General features: G+C 68.8%; 14 protein-coding genes. 6 read left to right on the forward strand and 8 right to left on the reverse strand.

The window, feature by feature from the left end; all coding sequences use genetic code 11:
• Window positions 1-62 precede the first annotated feature (62 nt).
• Window positions 63-947: a glycosyltransferase family 2 protein gene (locus tag ABQJ54_RS18180; RefSeq protein ID WP_367855744.1), complete on the forward strand. Its 885-nt coding sequence runs from the start codon at window positions 63-65 to the stop codon at window positions 945-947.
• A gap of 190 nt (window positions 948-1,137) precedes the next feature.
• Complete coding sequence (locus tag ABQJ54_RS18185; RefSeq protein ID WP_367855745.1) at window positions 1,138-2,040, forward strand: DMT family transporter; 903 nt, start codon at window positions 1,138-1,140, stop codon at window positions 2,038-2,040.
• Window positions 2,041-2,846: 806 nt separating this feature from the next.
• Here ABQJ54_RS18185 and ABQJ54_RS18190 read toward each other — a convergent pair.
• From ABQJ54_RS18190 to ABQJ54_RS18200, 3 genes are all read right to left on the reverse strand, one after another.
• A complete protein-coding gene (locus ABQJ54_RS18190) occupies window positions 2,847-3,386 on the reverse strand; it encodes a DUF2127 domain-containing protein (RefSeq protein WP_367855746.1) in 540 nt (179 codons plus the stop codon).
• 186 nt (window positions 3,387-3,572) lie between these two features.
• Window positions 3,573-3,773 (reverse strand): YbdD/YjiX family protein, encoded by a 201-nt coding sequence (locus ABQJ54_RS18195; RefSeq protein WP_367855747.1) that lies wholly within the window; start codon window positions 3,771-3,773, stop codon window positions 3,573-3,575.
• A 4-nt stretch (window positions 3,774-3,777) separates the two neighbouring features.
• Window positions 3,778-5,850 (reverse strand): carbon starvation CstA family protein, encoded by a 2,073-nt coding sequence (locus tag ABQJ54_RS18200; RefSeq protein ID WP_367855748.1) that lies wholly within the window; start codon window positions 5,848-5,850, stop codon window positions 3,778-3,780.
• A 291-nt stretch (window positions 5,851-6,141) separates the two neighbouring features.
• On the opposite strand from ABQJ54_RS18200, the gene def reads away from it, so the two are divergent.
• A complete protein-coding gene (gene def / locus ABQJ54_RS18205) occupies window positions 6,142-6,678 on the forward strand; it encodes a peptide deformylase (protein WP_367855749.1) in 537 nt (178 codons plus the stop codon).
• A 6-nt stretch (window positions 6,679-6,684) separates the two neighbouring features.
• On the opposite strand, the gene ABQJ54_RS18210 is transcribed toward def, so the two are convergent.
• The gene (locus tag ABQJ54_RS18210) at window positions 6,685-7,917 is read right to left on the reverse strand and encodes an MFS transporter (RefSeq protein ID WP_367855750.1); all 1,233 of its coding nucleotides are present in this window, start codon (window positions 7,915-7,917) and stop codon (window positions 6,685-6,687) included.
• The gene (locus ABQJ54_RS18215; protein ID WP_367855751.1) at window positions 7,914-8,375 is read right to left on the reverse strand and encodes a YybH family protein; all 462 of its coding nucleotides are present in this window, start codon (window positions 8,373-8,375) and stop codon (window positions 7,914-7,916) included. Before ABQJ54_RS18215 ends, ABQJ54_RS18210 begins: the two co-directional genes overlap by 4 nt.
• Before the next feature lie 108 nt (window positions 8,376-8,483).
• Between ABQJ54_RS18215 and ABQJ54_RS18220 the strand changes: the two genes are divergently transcribed.
• From ABQJ54_RS18220 to ABQJ54_RS18230, 3 genes are all read left to right on the forward strand, one after another.
• On the forward strand, window positions 8,484-9,380 hold the full coding sequence (locus ABQJ54_RS18220; protein ID WP_367855752.1) for a LysR family transcriptional regulator: 897 nt from the start codon (window positions 8,484-8,486) through the stop codon (window positions 9,378-9,380).
• 79 nt (window positions 9,381-9,459) lie between these two features.
• Window positions 9,460-10,686, forward strand: a complete 1,227-nt coding sequence (locus tag ABQJ54_RS18225; RefSeq protein WP_367855753.1) for an acyltransferase family protein — start codon at window positions 9,460-9,462, stop codon at window positions 10,684-10,686.
• Window positions 10,687-10,863: 177 nt separating this feature from the next.
• On the forward strand, window positions 10,864-11,232 hold the full coding sequence (locus ABQJ54_RS18230) for a hypothetical protein (protein WP_367855754.1): 369 nt from the start codon (window positions 10,864-10,866) through the stop codon (window positions 11,230-11,232).
• Window positions 11,233-11,284: 52 nt separating this feature from the next.
• Here ABQJ54_RS18230 and ABQJ54_RS18235 read toward each other — a convergent pair whose 3' ends face one another.
• From ABQJ54_RS18235 to ABQJ54_RS18245, 3 genes are all read right to left on the reverse strand, one after another.
• Entirely contained in the window at window positions 11,285-11,782 is a 498-nt protein-coding gene (locus tag ABQJ54_RS18235) for a hypothetical protein (RefSeq protein ID WP_367855755.1), read from the reverse strand.
• A 125-nt stretch (window positions 11,783-11,907) separates the two neighbouring features.
• A complete protein-coding gene (hemE, locus tag ABQJ54_RS18240; protein WP_367855756.1) occupies window positions 11,908-13,011 on the reverse strand; it encodes a uroporphyrinogen decarboxylase in 1,104 nt (367 codons plus the stop codon).
• On the reverse strand, window positions 13,011-13,271 hold the full coding sequence (locus tag ABQJ54_RS18245; protein ID WP_367855757.1) for a hypothetical protein: 261 nt from the start codon (window positions 13,269-13,271) through the stop codon (window positions 13,011-13,013). The genes hemE and ABQJ54_RS18245 overlap by 1 nt, the downstream gene beginning before the upstream one ends.
• Window positions 13,272-13,273 lie beyond the last annotated feature (2 nt).

Genomic DNA, 13,273 nt, shown 5'->3' on the forward strand with positions numbered 1-13,273 from the left:
CCTGCTGCCCCCGATACGCGTTCCACGCACCTGTCTCACGCCCCCTGCCGCATACTCGTCACGTGAACACATCCTCTGCTTCCTCGCCATTGCCGCTCAGCGTGATCGTGGTGTCCGCCGACAGCGGCCAGGGCCTGCGCGACTGCGTGCGCCAGGTACTGGCCTGCACCACGCCGCTGGAGCTGCTGCTGATCGACAACGCCTCGGCCGACGGTGTGCCGCAGGCGCTGGCGCGCGCCCATGAGCACGAGCCGCGCTTCCACCTGCTGCAGAACCACGCCAACCTCGGTTTCGGCCCCGCGGTGAACCGCGCGGCGGCGCAGGCGACGGGCAGGATCCTGCTGGTGCTCAATCCCGACTGCCTGCTGGACCAGGCCAGCCTCGACCGCCTGCTTGCCGTGTTCGCGAGCGAGCGACAGGTCGGCCTGCTTGGTGCCGTGGTCTGCGATGCGCAGGGTGTGCCCGATCCGGCCTCGTACCGGCGCGATCCGCTGTTGCGCCGTGCCCTGGCCAGCCTCTCCGGCGGCCGCGGCGAGCGCGTCGAGGTCGGCGGGGCGATGCCGGACCACCTGGTCGAGGCCGAAGCGGTGTCTGGCGCCCTGATGCTGTTGCCGCGCCATCTGTTCGAGCGGCTGGGCGGTTTCGACGAGGGCTACTTCCTGCACTGCGAGGATCTGGACCTGTGCCGCCGCGTGCGCGATGCCGGTTGGCGCGTGCTGCTGGCCGGCGACGTGCGCGTGCTGCATGGCAAGGGTGGTTCAAGCCGGCATCGCCCGGTATTCGTGAGCCGGCACAAGCATCGCGGCATGTGGCGCTGGTTCCGCAAGTTCGATCCGGAAGCGCGCCGGCCGCTGGTGGCGGCCACGGTGTGGCTGGGCATCTGGATGCACTTCCTCGTGCAGATTCCCGGCCAGTTGCTGCGCAGGGCGCGAAACGCAGCCCGATGAGTCGGGCTGCGTTTGCGGACCAGGGATGGCCCGCCGCGCCAGGTGCGTCAGTACCCGGATGCGCCGACTCGAACAACCGCCAAGATGGCGGTTTTCGAGATCCACTACACAGGACTGAGAACATGAGAGAGTGCAAAGGTTTGTTGCGCTGCTCTTTTCGCTCGCTCCATTCTCCACTTCACTTCTCCCCATGAGCGCACGCACCACGACCCTTCCCACTCTCGGCCTGCTGGCGATGACCGCCGTGTGGGGTTCGACGTTCTTCATGATCAAGGACGTGGTGACGCGCATGCCGGTGGCGGATTTCCTCGCCGTGCGCTTCGCCATCGCCGCGCTGGCGATGCTGGCGCTGTTTCCACGCCACGTCTGGCGGCTGGGACGCCCGGGCATCATGCGTGGCCTCGCGCTGGGCGTGATCTACGGCATCGGGCAGCTGCTGCAGACCTGGGGACTGCAGCTCATCGCGCCCAGCGTCAGCGGTTTCGCCACCGGCATGTATGTGGTGTTCACGCCGATCCTGGCGACGCTGCTGCTGCGCCAGCGCATGCCCGGCGTGGTGTGGGTCGCGGTAGGCCTGTCCACGGCCGGCCTCGCGCTGCTTTCCCTCAACGGCGTGTCGGTGGATGCAGGCGTGTGGCTGACGCTGGCCTCGGCGGCACTCTACGCGCTGCACATCGTGCTGCTGGGGCAATGGTCGCGCCCGGGCGAAGCGTTCGGCCTGTCGGCGGTGCAGATGGTCGCCATCGCGCTGGTCTGCCTTGTCGCCACGCTGCCGCATGGCGGCCCGGTGACGCCGCCGGATCGTGCCGCCTGGCTGGCCGTGCTGTACATGGCGCTGATCGCCGGCGCCGGCGCCATGCTGATGCAGACCTGGGCGCAGGCGCACCTGCCGGCCACCCGCGCCGCGATCGTGATGACCACCGAGCCGGTGTTCGCCGCCGCGTTCGCGGTGGCCTTCGGCAGCGACGTGTTCGGCTGGCGCATGCTGGCCGGCGGCGCGCTGGTGCTGGGGGCGATGTACCTGGTGGAACTGGCGCCACGGCGCAAGCTCGTCGGCGCGTTGCCGGCCGAGGCCGTGCATCACGAAGTGTGAAACCTACGCCTCTCCCGCTTTCGGGAGAGGCTGCCCGCAGGGCTGGAGAGGGGCTTTTGGCTTTCTTGCCTTGCGAGTTCCAAAGCGGTTTCGAGCGCCTGCCGGCGCCCGAGTTACTTTTCTCTTGCGTGGCCACGCCCGCGCCTGGAGCGCGGGCGAACAGCGCAGCTGGCCCGAAGGGCGTAGGGCAGGATGCCCGGAGTCAGAGAAAAGTAACCAAAAGAGAAGGCCACCCCGATGCAGCGCTCTTCGGGCATCCTGCCCTCCGAGTCCGTGAGGCGGGGCCGGGCTTTTCGAGCGGGCATCCTGCCCGCGCGAAAAGGCGAGCCCATCCCTGGGCTCGCCCGCTGCGCGGCCTTTTCGTCCCCGCCTCACCGCCGCATAGGGGCCCCGAAGAGCAGCGCGCTCCTGCGCGCAGAAGCAACGGCCAAAGCAAAGCAGCACGAGGCGTCGGGCTTTTGTACCTCAGCTCACAGATACGGCGCGGCATGGCGGCGGCAGTGGGCGTGTCGCGAGATGTCTTTCCAATATCCTCGAAACAGCCTGCTTGTAATCCCGGCGGATTGAACCAGGCCATTTCTCTGGGTTACTTCTCTTGACCCTGGGCTTCCTGCCCTCCGCCCTGCGGGCCGGCTGCGCCGTTCGCCACCGCTCCTGGCGGTGGCGTGGGCCGGCAAAGAGAAGTGACTCGGGCGCCGGCAGGCGTCCGAAACCGCTCTGAAACTTGCAGCAGATGACCAGAATTGCTTTGTCACTTGCGCAAGCAGCACGCAAACCAGATCAGCCGAGCGCTCCGCGTCCAATCCTCAGTGAGTCCGGGCGTGCGCCGCCACTCTCCGCGTCTCGCGCGTCTGCAGCGCAACGCGCACCAGGTACACCACGATCGCCACGTTGCCGACCAGGGCCGCCAGCTTCAGCCAGCCGAAGCGGTGCAGGGTCTCGTAGAGCTCGATCGGGATCAGCGAGGCGGTGGCGATCACGGTGAACCACTCGGCCCAGTACTTGCCCAACAGCAGGCCCACGCCCTCGATGCCGAACAGCACGGCATAGCCCAGCGCCACCAGGCCCACCGCCACGAAACGGCTGGGGCCGAATTCCTGCAGCATCGAGACCATCTGCCAGCGCAAACCGTTGCTGTCGGACAGCGACAGGTGCTCCAGCCAGTGCACCAGTCGCTCGAAATTCTGTTCGCGATCGAGGTGGAACGCGACTGCGGCCACCAGCAGCAGGCACACGGTCTTGATGATCTCGTATGTCGCGATCACGCGCAGGCCGGCGCGGTGCGACGCCCGTGGCGCGGGGCGTGCGACGGCCTGGACGGCAACGATGTTCTCGATCTCGGACATGGGGTGTTCTGGCAAACGGTAAGACTATATGTTCCGGCCGCGACATGAACGACCAGTGCGCAAAGACATGGGGGCTCCCCGGAAAATCTCGAGACCTGCATCGCGGCCGCTGGCCGCCGCAGGGGCGCGAAAAACGCGCGGCCATGCCGGCCGGTGCCGGCATGGCCGCGGTCGCGGCACCGGGGGTCAGCAGCAGCGCCCGCCGCCGCCCTTGTAGCGGGCTTCCTGGCGCTCGCGGAAGAACTCGGCGTAGCTGGGCACCTTGCGTTCGGGGTGGTGCTCGCGCAGGTGTTTCACGTAGACCTCGTAGTCCGGCACGCCGCAGCATAGGCGGGCGGTTTGCACCGCCCGTTTCCGCAAGGTCTGCAGTCGTGCGTGAAGATCCATGGCGTCAGTGTGCCACGTCCGCCAGCGCCACGTAGGGTTCCTCGTTGGCAGTGGGGTGGTTGGTGCGCCAGGCCTTCACGAGAGCGTTCAGGCAGAACAGCGTCATCACCACCACCAGCGCCATGAAGATGGCGGTCATCGTCATGTCCACGCGGTTGTTGGTGATGATCTGCTGCATCGCCGCCGCGGTCTTGGCCGGCGCCAGCATCTGGCCGTTCGCCAGCGCGGCAGCGTACTTGTCCGCGGCGGCGGTGAAGCTGATCGGTCCGCTGAGCTTGTCCCAGCCTGCCGCCAGCGTGCACACGATCAGCCAGATCGCGGGGATGCCCGGCACCCACACGTAGCGCTCGCGCTTGAGCTTCACCACCACCACCGTGGCCAGCATCAGCGCGATCGCCGCCAGCATCTGGTTGGCGATGCCGAACAATGGCCACAGCGTGTTGATGCCGCCCAGCGGATCCACCGCGCCCTGGTACAGGAAGTAGCCCCACAACGCCACGCAGATCGCGGTGGCGAGCAGGTTGCCGGCCCACGACTCGGTGGCCTGCAGCGGCTTGTGGATGAGGCCGGCGATCTCCTGGATCATGAAGCGGCCCACGCGGGTGCCGGCATCCACCGTGGTGAGGATGAACAGCGCCTCGAACAGGATCGCGTAGTGGTACCAGAACGCCATCATGCCTTCGCCGGGCAGGATGTTGTGCAGCAGCTGGGCCATGCCCACCGCCAGCGTGGGCGCACCGCCCGCGCGGCTGAGGATGCTCTGCTCGCCCACGTCCTTCGCCGTGCGGACCAGCTCGTCCGGCGTCACCACGAAGCCCCACTGGCTGATCGTCTGCGCCGCGTGCTCCACGGTGGTGCCGATGATCGCGCCCGGCGCATTCATCGCGAAGTACACGCCCGGGTGCAGCGAGGCGGCGGCCACCAGCGCCATGATCGCCACGAAGGCCTCCATCAGCATGCCGCCGTAGCCGACCAGGCGGGCCTGGCCTTCGTTGGCCAGCAGCTTGGGCGTGGTACCCGAAGCGATGATCGAGTGCCAGCCGGACACCGCGCCGCAGGCGATGGTGATGAACAGGAACGGGAACAGGTTGCCCTGGAACACCGGGCCGCTGCCGTCGATGAACTTGGTCACTGCCGGCATCTGCAGCATCGGCGCGGCGAGGAAGATCGCCAGCGCCAGCAGGAAGATGGTGCCGATCTTGAGGAAGGTGGACAGATAGTCGCGTGGTGCCAGCAGCAGCCACACCGGCAGCACCGAGGCGCAGAAGCCGTAGCCGATCAGCCACCAGGCCAGCGCCTTGGCGTCGAGATCGAAGATCGGCGCCAGCGCGGCCGACTCGGCCACAAACCGGCCGGCCCAGATCGCCAGCAACAGCAGGATGAGGCCGATGATCGACACCTCCAGGATGCGCCCCGGGCGCAGCCAGCGCAGGTAGACACCCATCAGCAGCGCGATCGGGATCGTCATGGCCACGGTGAAGGTGCCCCACGGGCTGTGCGTGAGCGCCTTCACCACCACCAGCGCCAGCACCGCCAGCACGATCATCATCAGCACCAGCACGCCGATCATCGCCACGATGCCGGGCAACGGCCCCAGCTCCTCGCGCAGCATGTGGCCCAGCGAACGGCCGTCGCGGCGCAGCGACAGGCCGAGGATCATGAAGTCCTGCACCGCGCCGGCGAACACCACGCCGAACAGGATCCACAACGTGCCGGGCAAATAACCCATCTGCGCGGCCAGCACCGGGCCGACCAGCGGGCCGGCGCCGGCGATGGCGGCGAAGTGGTGGCCGAACACCACCCACTTGTCGGTGGGCACGTAGTCCAGGCCGTCGTTGCGCAACACCGAAGGCGGCGCGCGGCTGGGATCCAGCTGCAGCACCTGGTGCTCGACGAACTTGCCGTAGAAGCGGTAGCCGATCACGAATATCGCGATCGCCGCGGCGACCAGCCAGATCGCATTGATCGGCTCGCCGCGGCGCAGGGCCACGACGCCGAGGCACCAGGCGCCCACGATGGCGATGGCGACCCAGAGGATCTTCGCCGCCGGGCTGGGTTTGACGGTTGCGCTGTGCATGGGTCTCTCCCGGGAAGTCCATGCAAGGGTCTCGCCGGGCGTGGTGGGGGTCAATGCCGCGCGACTTAGCCTTTGGTCGAATGGGAATCCCGTGAAACCGCCTTCGCGGCGGCTTCACGAGTCGGCGCGCCCGGCGCGCGCCTGGACTCGCTTCCGCCGATCAGGCACTGCTTGCCTGTCGCGGCGAGCCTCTCCGGTCCGGCGTGGCGTGGCGCGTTCATGCACCGGCACACCAGCGTCATGTTCGCTCCACTAGAGTGGACGGGCAGCATTACTCCAGCCGAGGTTGCGATGATCCGCGAGATTCTGAAGATGGGCGACCCGCGCCTGCTGCGCGTGGCACCGCCGGTGCCCGACGCGATGATCGGCAGCACGGAACTCGACGCGCTGATCGCTGACATGTTCGACACCATGCACGATGCCGGTGGCGTGGGCCTCGCCGCGCCGCAGATCGGCATCGACCTGCAGCTGGTGATCTTCGGCTTCGAACATTCCGAGCGCTACCCCGACGCCCCCGAGGTGCCGCAGACCATCCTGCTCAACCCGGTCATCACCCCGCTCTCGCAGGACATGGAGGAGGGCTGGGAAGGTTGCCTCTCGGTGCCCGGCCTGCGTGGCGCAGTGAACCGCTACAGCCTGATCCGCTATCAGGGCATAGCCCCGCACGGCGCACTGATCGACCGTACTGCTGAAGGCTTCCATGCCCGCGTGGTACAGCACGAGTGCGACCACCTGATCGGCCGGCTGTACCCCTCGCGCATCACCGACTTCAGCAAGTTTGGTTTTACCGAGGTGCTGTTTCCGGGGCTGGAGCCGGCAGCCGAGTAGCCGGCGTCACGATGCGCAGGTGGCGATCCGCGGCGAGGGCACGCGACGGCGCAGGCCGCTGACCAGCGCAGCCAACCCGAAGCCCAGTGCCGCAAGGCAGGTACCGTCCCAGCCCGCGCGGGCCCAGGCCAGGCCGGCGAGTGCCGAGCCGAGCGCACCGCCCGTGAAAAACACGCCGGTATACAGGCCGTTGATGCGACCGCGCGCCTCCGGCCGCAACAGGTTGATCTCGCGCCGGCCCAGGGTCAGGTCGCCGATGGTGCCCGCGTCGAGCAGGACCGCCGCGACCACCAGTGTCGCCAGTGCAAGCATCGGCGACGCGAACAGCCTTGCGTCTCCGCCCAGCCACGCCAGAAGCGTCGCCAGCACCACGCAGGCGTGCGCCGCGAGCGTGGCGCCGCGGGCGTTGCCGGCGTCACCCAGCCGGCCGGCCAGCGGTGCGCTGATTGCGCCGCTCACTCCGGCCAGTGCGAACAGCGCGATGCCGTTCGCGTGCAACCCGAACGGCGCCGCCGCCAGGCGCAGCGCCACCATCCCCCAGAACGCGCTGAACGCGCCGAAGCACAGCGCCACCGACAGCGCGCGTTCGCGCAGCAGCGGTTCCGCGCGCCACAGTGCACCCAGCGAGGACAGCAGGACCGGATACGCCATGCGCTGCCGCGGCGGCAGGCCGGGCATCGAGCATGCCAGTGCGAACGACAGCACCACGATGGATGCCGCCAGCACGGCGTAGCTGGCGTGCCAGCCCAGGTAGCCGGCGATCACGCTGGCCAGCGGACGCGACAGCATGATGCCCAGCATCATGCCGCTGGTGATGTTGCCGATCACGCGACCGCGTTGCGCTTCCGGCGTCATCGCCGCCGCCATCGGTATCAACATCTGGATCACGGTGGCGCTGAAACCCGCCAGCAGGCTGGCGGCAAGGAAGGCTGGCGCCGATACCGGCAGTGCGGCGACCAGCAGGGCCAGCGCATTGATCGCCAGCGTGGTCAGCACCAGCCGGCGGTTTTCCACCAGATCGCACAGTGGCACCAGCAGGAACAGGCCGAGCGCGTAGCCGAGCAGGGCCAGCGTGGCTACCAGGCTCACCACTGCCACCGGCAGGCCCAGCGAACGGGCGATCACACCCACCAGCGGCTGCGCCACGTACAGGCTCTGCACGATCACGCCGGTGGCCAGCGCGAACAGCAGCACCGGCGCCTGCGCAGTGCGCACTTCCGCCGGCAGCGGCGCGTTCATCGCACCGCTTCCTGGTAGGCGGCGAGCAGGGCCGCGTCGTCGAACGAACCATGGTGATGGACCTGGCGCCAGGTGCCGCCGATGCGACGGAACAGCCGGCTGGTGCGGATCGCCGGTTCCAGCCGCAGGCCCTCTCGTTCCAGCGCGCCGCGCTCGCGGCCCACCGCCCAGAACACGTCGCCGGCCTCGTGCAAGGTGTAGTCGTGGAACTCCACGCGTACCCGCGCCTTGCCCGCGAAGATGCGCTGGTACACCGCGCGGATCGCCGGCCAGCCGCGCGCGATGCCGCCCAGCGGATTGCTCATCGCCGCATCGCCGCCGTCGTGCCAGTTGCGTCCCATGGCCTCGATGTCGCGGCCGTTGAAGGCCCGATAGAACGCGCTCAAGGCGGCCAGCGGCGAGGTGGGATCAAGGTCGGTTTCGTTGCCGTCGATGGCGGCGGGAAGCAGGGCGGACATGGGGCGTCTCCGGATGGGGGAAGGAGCGGCCGCCATTCTTCGCCCGGAGACGTTCCGGGAGAATAGGCGATAACATGGACTGACTATCACGGAAATAGGGAGAATGTCGTGGCCAGCCTGGACGATTACCGCGTCTTCGTCGCCATCGTGGAGCAGGGCAACCTCAGCGCGGCCGCGCGCCATCTGCACCGTTCGCTGCAGGCGGTGAGCCGTTCGCTGCAGGCGCTGGAGCGCGAGCTGGGCGTGGAGCTGATCCAGCGCACCACGCGCCGCGCACAACCCACCGCGGCGGGGCTGGCCTTCCATGCGCGCATCCGCACGGCGCTGGCCGACATCGACCTCGCCCGTTCCGAACTGGCCGAGCACGGTGCGCGCATCGACGGTGCGCTGCGCATCGGCGGTTCCACCCAGTTCAGCGCGCCTTACCTGGTGCCGCTGATCGCCGCTTTCATGGAGCGCTATCCCGACGTGACCGTGGAGCTGGTGGTGGCCGACCAGCATGTCGACCTGCAGCGCGAGAAGCTGGACGCCACCGTGCGGCTGGGCGAACTGGCGCCCAGCCGGTTGCATGCACGCCAGCTCGGCACGCTGCGCATGCTCACCGTGGGCGCGCCGGGTTACTTCGCGCGGCATGGTCGCCCGCGCACGCCGGCCGAGCTGGGCCGGCACGAGTGCATCCTGCGCCAGGGCAATGGCGCGAAGCAGCGCTGGGACTATGCCCGCGGCAATCGCCGCCAGTCGGTGGAAGTGCGCGGCCGCTTCCGCGCGGACAATGCCGCCGCCTGCAACGCTGCCGCGGCGGCCGGCTTGGGCATCGCGGCGACGGCGTTGTGGCAGGTGCGTCCGCTGCTCGACCAGGGGCGGCTGGAAACCGTGCTGGACGACTGGCAACTGCCCGGCCTGCCGCTGCACGTCGTGTGGCCGCCCGGCAAACAGCTGCCGGCCCGCACGCGCGCCTTCATCGATTTCGCGGCGGCGCGCTGGACGGCCGAGCCGCCGGGCTGAGACAGCGACTCCGGCCAGCTTGCCCATTGGCCGTCGTGCCGCCACCATCGCGGCTCTACACGACGACGGGACAGGGTGCATGCGCGAGGCGGTTCTGGCGACGGAAGTGAAGGCCGCGGGTTCCCGCAATCCCGGCATCGACGCATTGCGCGGGTTGGCGATCGTGCTGGTGGTGTTCAACCACCTCGGCATACGCATGCCACTGGAGAAGAGTGCGCTGGCCGCCGTGCTGCCGACGTGGCTGCTGAACCGGCTGAACTGGAACGGCTACGAGGCCGTGTACGTGTTCTTCGTGATCTCGGGCTTCCTGATCGCCGGCAATGCGCTGCGCCGCTGGGGCAGTCTTGCGGCGATCGATGCGCGCGCGTTCTACGCGCGGCGTTTCGCGCGCATCGTGCCCTGCCTGCTGGTCTTGCTGGTGGTGCTGAGCGTGCTGCACCTGCTCGGCGTGCAGGATTACGTGATCCATCGCGCCGGCCAGTCGCTGCCGCGCGCGCTGCTGTCGGCGCTGGGCTTGCATCTCAACTGGTATGAGGGGAAGACCGGCTACCTGCCGGGCAACTGGGATGTGCTGTGGTCGCTGTCGATCGAGGAGGCGTTCTACCTCGGCTTCCCGCTGGCCTGCCTGTTGCTGCGCCGGCGCGCGCTGCTGGTGCCGCCGCTGGTGCTGCTGGCGCTGTCGCTGCCATGGGCGCGCGCGGCACTGCACGGCAACGAGATCTGGCTGGAGAAGGCCTACCTGCCAGGCATGGCGGCGATCGCCACCGGCGTGCTCGGCGCACTGCTGGCTGATGTCTGCCTGCCGCCGCGGCGCACTGCCGTGATGCTGGGCTGGCTCGGTGCGGCGGGGCTGGGTGCGGTGCTGCTGGACGGCGGTGCGCTGTGGCACTTCCTGCGCGATGGCTACATGCTGGTGCTCACCTTGTCCACGCTGTGCCTGTTGCTGTGCTGCCGATGGCGCTCCACCCATGGCAGGGTGCCGCCATGGCGCGGTTTCGGCTGGCTGCGCGCATGGGGAAGGCTGAGCTACGAGATCTACCTGACCCACATGTTCGTGGTGTTCGCGGTGGTACGCGCATATCGAGCCTGGAGCGGTGATCCGGCATACGGCTGGCTGTGGTACCTGCCGGCGCTGGGGCTGTGCTGGCTGCTTGGAAGGATGGTGGAACGCCTGCTGTCCACGCCATGCGAGCGATGGCTGCGTGCACGCCTGACCGGAGCTGCGTGGCGTGAACACGCGGACGTGCAGCAGGACCGGATGGTGCGGCGGATGCCGTCTGCGGCGTGGAGCCCCGGGCGCGACTGAACGGCGCCTGGCCGTGCGGCCTCAAGCACGGGCTGCTTTTGCCGATGACGTGGCCACGACGTTGCACGAATTTCATCCTTGCACCGGTACGGTTGCGGGGCCCTTGAAAGCACGTGCATGCCTGTGCGCAGCAGGATGCCGCATAAACCTGGTGCCTGATCGATAGTTCCGGTGGACATGAGCCATTACAGCAAACCGCCATCCGGCAACAGCGTGGACTGGAATCATCCGGAGCTCCAGGTGCTGCTCAACAAGACCGAAGGGTGGAGCCTGGACAACCGCGGCGTGTACTCGCCCGTGGCCTGCGAGTTGCACGTCGGCTGGGGGGCCGGTGCAAGCCGGCACGCTACCCTGGTCTACGAACGCGAAGGCGTGATGGTGCTCGAGACGCGCTTCGTGATACCCAAGGGCGAGCACGTGCGGGTGGACCGCATCCAGGCCGGCGCGATGCGCTCGACCTGGGGCACGGTGATGGACGGACGCGAGGGTTTTCGCGCCGAGGATCGCGCCAATGGCGTCCACGTGCACTGGGTGCACGTGCGCTGAGGCGGATGGCGCGCCGTGCGATGGTGCGCACGGCCCGCGGGTTCCTTGCGGATCAGCCGCTGCCGAGTCCGAAGTTCCACACGGCCTGAAATGCCAGCATCAGAACGGCGATGGCCGCCACGCCGCGGCGTGCTGGGCGGCGCAGGTCGGGCGAGCTGGCGTACAGGGCGAGGCCGATGGCGATGGTGCCGGCTTCGAGCAGGAAATCCGCCCATGGCGTGGCGTAGAGGTGCAGGCCGACCATCGGGCCGTGTCGCCACAGCGGCAGGCGGCTGGTGAGGTAGTCGGCAGCGACATGCGACAGCACCAGCAGGCCGGCGCCCAATGCCAGGCCGATGCGACGGAAAACCAGGGCCGTGACGACAGCGATCGCCACGGCGGCCGCACATGCGCCAGGCAGGGTATGCGTATCCGGCCCGATGCCAAGCGACGGGACCAGGCTGCCGAGCACGTCGTGCAGGTCCGGCTCGATGGAGGCGAACAACAGCCATGCCATGGGCAGCGGCCGCAGCCAGCGGCGCGCACCCAGCGCGATGGCGTAGTGGCCCATGTACATCAGCGCGGCCGCCTGGCGAGATGGTGGTGGATCAGGCAGATGATCGCGCCAGGCACCGCGAAGCCCAGCAGCATCAGCCATTCGAAATGCCCCATGCCTGCCTCCCTGGTGACAGACGCTCAAGTGCCGGTTGGTCGAGGTTGGGTCGCTGCGCGATCTTCGCGCAGCGTGCGTCCGTAGGCATGCACCTCGTCCACCAGCACGCGCACGTGCCCGGGATCGACCTCGGGCGTGATGCCGTGGCCGAGATTGAACACGTGGCCGGGATGGTTGCCGTAGCTGTCCATCACGGCGCGCGCCTCGCGGCGGATCACCGCGGGGCTGGCATGCAGGATCGCGGGATCGAGGTTGCCCTGCAACGCCACCTTGCCGGCCACGGCGCGGCGGGCGTCGGCGAGGTCGACCGTCCAGTCCACGCCCAGCGCGGCGCAGCCGGTGTCGGCCATCGCGGCGAGGTGCGTGTTGGCGCCCTTGGAGAACAGGACCACCGGCAGCTCGCGTGCATGCGGGTCGGTTTTCAGCGCAGCGACGATTTGCGCCATGTAGCGCAGCGAGAATTCGCGGAACGGTGCGGGGCCGAGCAGGCCGCCCCAGGTGTCGAAGATCATCAGCGCTTGCGCGCCGGCTGCGGCCTGTGCGGCAAGATAGGCGGCCACGCTGTGCGCCAGCACGTCGAGCAGCCGGTGGGCCAGCGCGGGTTCGTTCCAGCACATCGCCTTGAGCCGCGCGAAATCGCGCGAGCCGCTCCCTTCCACCATGTAGCAGGCCAGCGTCCACGGGCTGCCGGCGAAGCCGATCAGCGGCACGCGGCCGTCGAGTTCCCGGCGGATCATGCGCACCGCGTCCATCACGTAGCGCAGCTCGCCGTCCATGTCGGGCACGGCCAGCCGCGCGATGTCGTCAGCCGAGCGCACCGGGCGTGCGAACTGCGGGCCTTCGCCCTGGGCGAAGGAGAGGCCCAGTCCCATCGCATCGGGGATGGTGAGGATGTCGGAGAACAGGATCGCCGCGTCGAGCTCGAAGCGGTCCAGCGGCTGCAGGGTCACCTCGCAGGCGAACTCCGGGTTCTGCGCCAGGCCCATGAAGCTGCCGGCGCGCTCGCGGGTGGCGCGGTACTCGGGCAGGTAGCGGCCGGCCTGGCGCATCACCCAGATCGGCGTGGTGTCGACGGGTTCGCGCCGCAGCGCGCGCAGGAAACGGTCGTTCTTCAGCGGTGCGTTCATCATCGTCCGTAGGGGCCTTCCAGGCCCTGCGCGAACATCACGCGGAAGCCGCGCTTGAGCTGGGCGTCGCGCGCCTTCTCGAAGGCGCTGATCGCCGCGTCGCGCTCCAGGAACTGCTCGCGGCGCAGCGTGGCCTTGCCGCCCTGGTGGCCCGTCTCGCGGTACAGCGTCCAGCCGCCGAGCAGATCCTGCTCCAGCACGATCTGGACGTAGCGTGGCGGCTCGGCGCTGCCGGGCAGGTTTTGCAGGTAGAGGCGCATGG

Source organism: Rhodanobacter lycopersici, assembly GCF_040812335.1.
Taxonomy (GTDB): domain Bacteria; phylum Pseudomonadota; class Gammaproteobacteria; order Xanthomonadales; family Rhodanobacteraceae; genus Rhodanobacter_A; species Rhodanobacter_A lycopersici.

Excerpts from the sequence above, each read along its gene's own strand:
- ABQJ54_RS18245 (WP_367855757.1), bottom strand. The coding sequence starts at position 13,271 with ATGCGCCTCTACCTGCAAAACCTGCCCGGCAGCGCCGAGCCGCCACGC.
- ABQJ54_RS18210 (WP_367855750.1), bottom strand. The coding sequence starts at position 7,917 with ATGAACGCGCCGCTGCCGGCGGAAGTGCGCACTGCGCAGGCGCCGGTG.
- ABQJ54_RS18215 (WP_367855751.1), bottom strand. The coding sequence starts at position 8,375 with ATGTCCGCCCTGCTTCCCGCCGCCATCGACGGCAACGAAACCGACCTT.
- ABQJ54_RS18230 (WP_367855754.1), top strand. The coding sequence starts at position 10,864 with ATGAGCCATTACAGCAAACCGCCATCCGGCAACAGCGTGGACTGGAAT.
- ABQJ54_RS18200 (WP_367855748.1), bottom strand. The coding sequence starts at position 5,850 with ATGCACAGCGCAACCGTCAAACCCAGCCCGGCGGCGAAGATCCTCTGG.
- hemE (WP_367855756.1), bottom strand. The coding sequence starts at position 13,011 with ATGAACGCACCGCTGAAGAACGACCGTTTCCTGCGCGCGCTGCGGCGC.
- ABQJ54_RS18235 (WP_367855755.1), bottom strand. The coding sequence starts at position 11,782 with ATGGGCCACTACGCCATCGCGCTGGGTGCGCGCCGCTGGCTGCGGCCG.
- ABQJ54_RS18225 (WP_367855753.1), top strand. The coding sequence starts at position 9,460 with ATGCGCGAGGCGGTTCTGGCGACGGAAGTGAAGGCCGCGGGTTCCCGC.
- ABQJ54_RS18195 (WP_367855747.1), bottom strand. The coding sequence starts at position 3,773 with ATGGATCTTCACGCACGACTGCAGACCTTGCGGAAACGGGCGGTGCAA.
- ABQJ54_RS18190 (WP_367855746.1), bottom strand. The coding sequence starts at position 3,386 with ATGTCCGAGATCGAGAACATCGTTGCCGTCCAGGCCGTCGCACGCCCC.
- ABQJ54_RS18185 (WP_367855745.1), top strand. The coding sequence starts at position 1,138 with ATGAGCGCACGCACCACGACCCTTCCCACTCTCGGCCTGCTGGCGATG.
- def (WP_367855749.1), top strand. The coding sequence starts at position 6,142 with ATGATCCGCGAGATTCTGAAGATGGGCGACCCGCGCCTGCTGCGCGTG.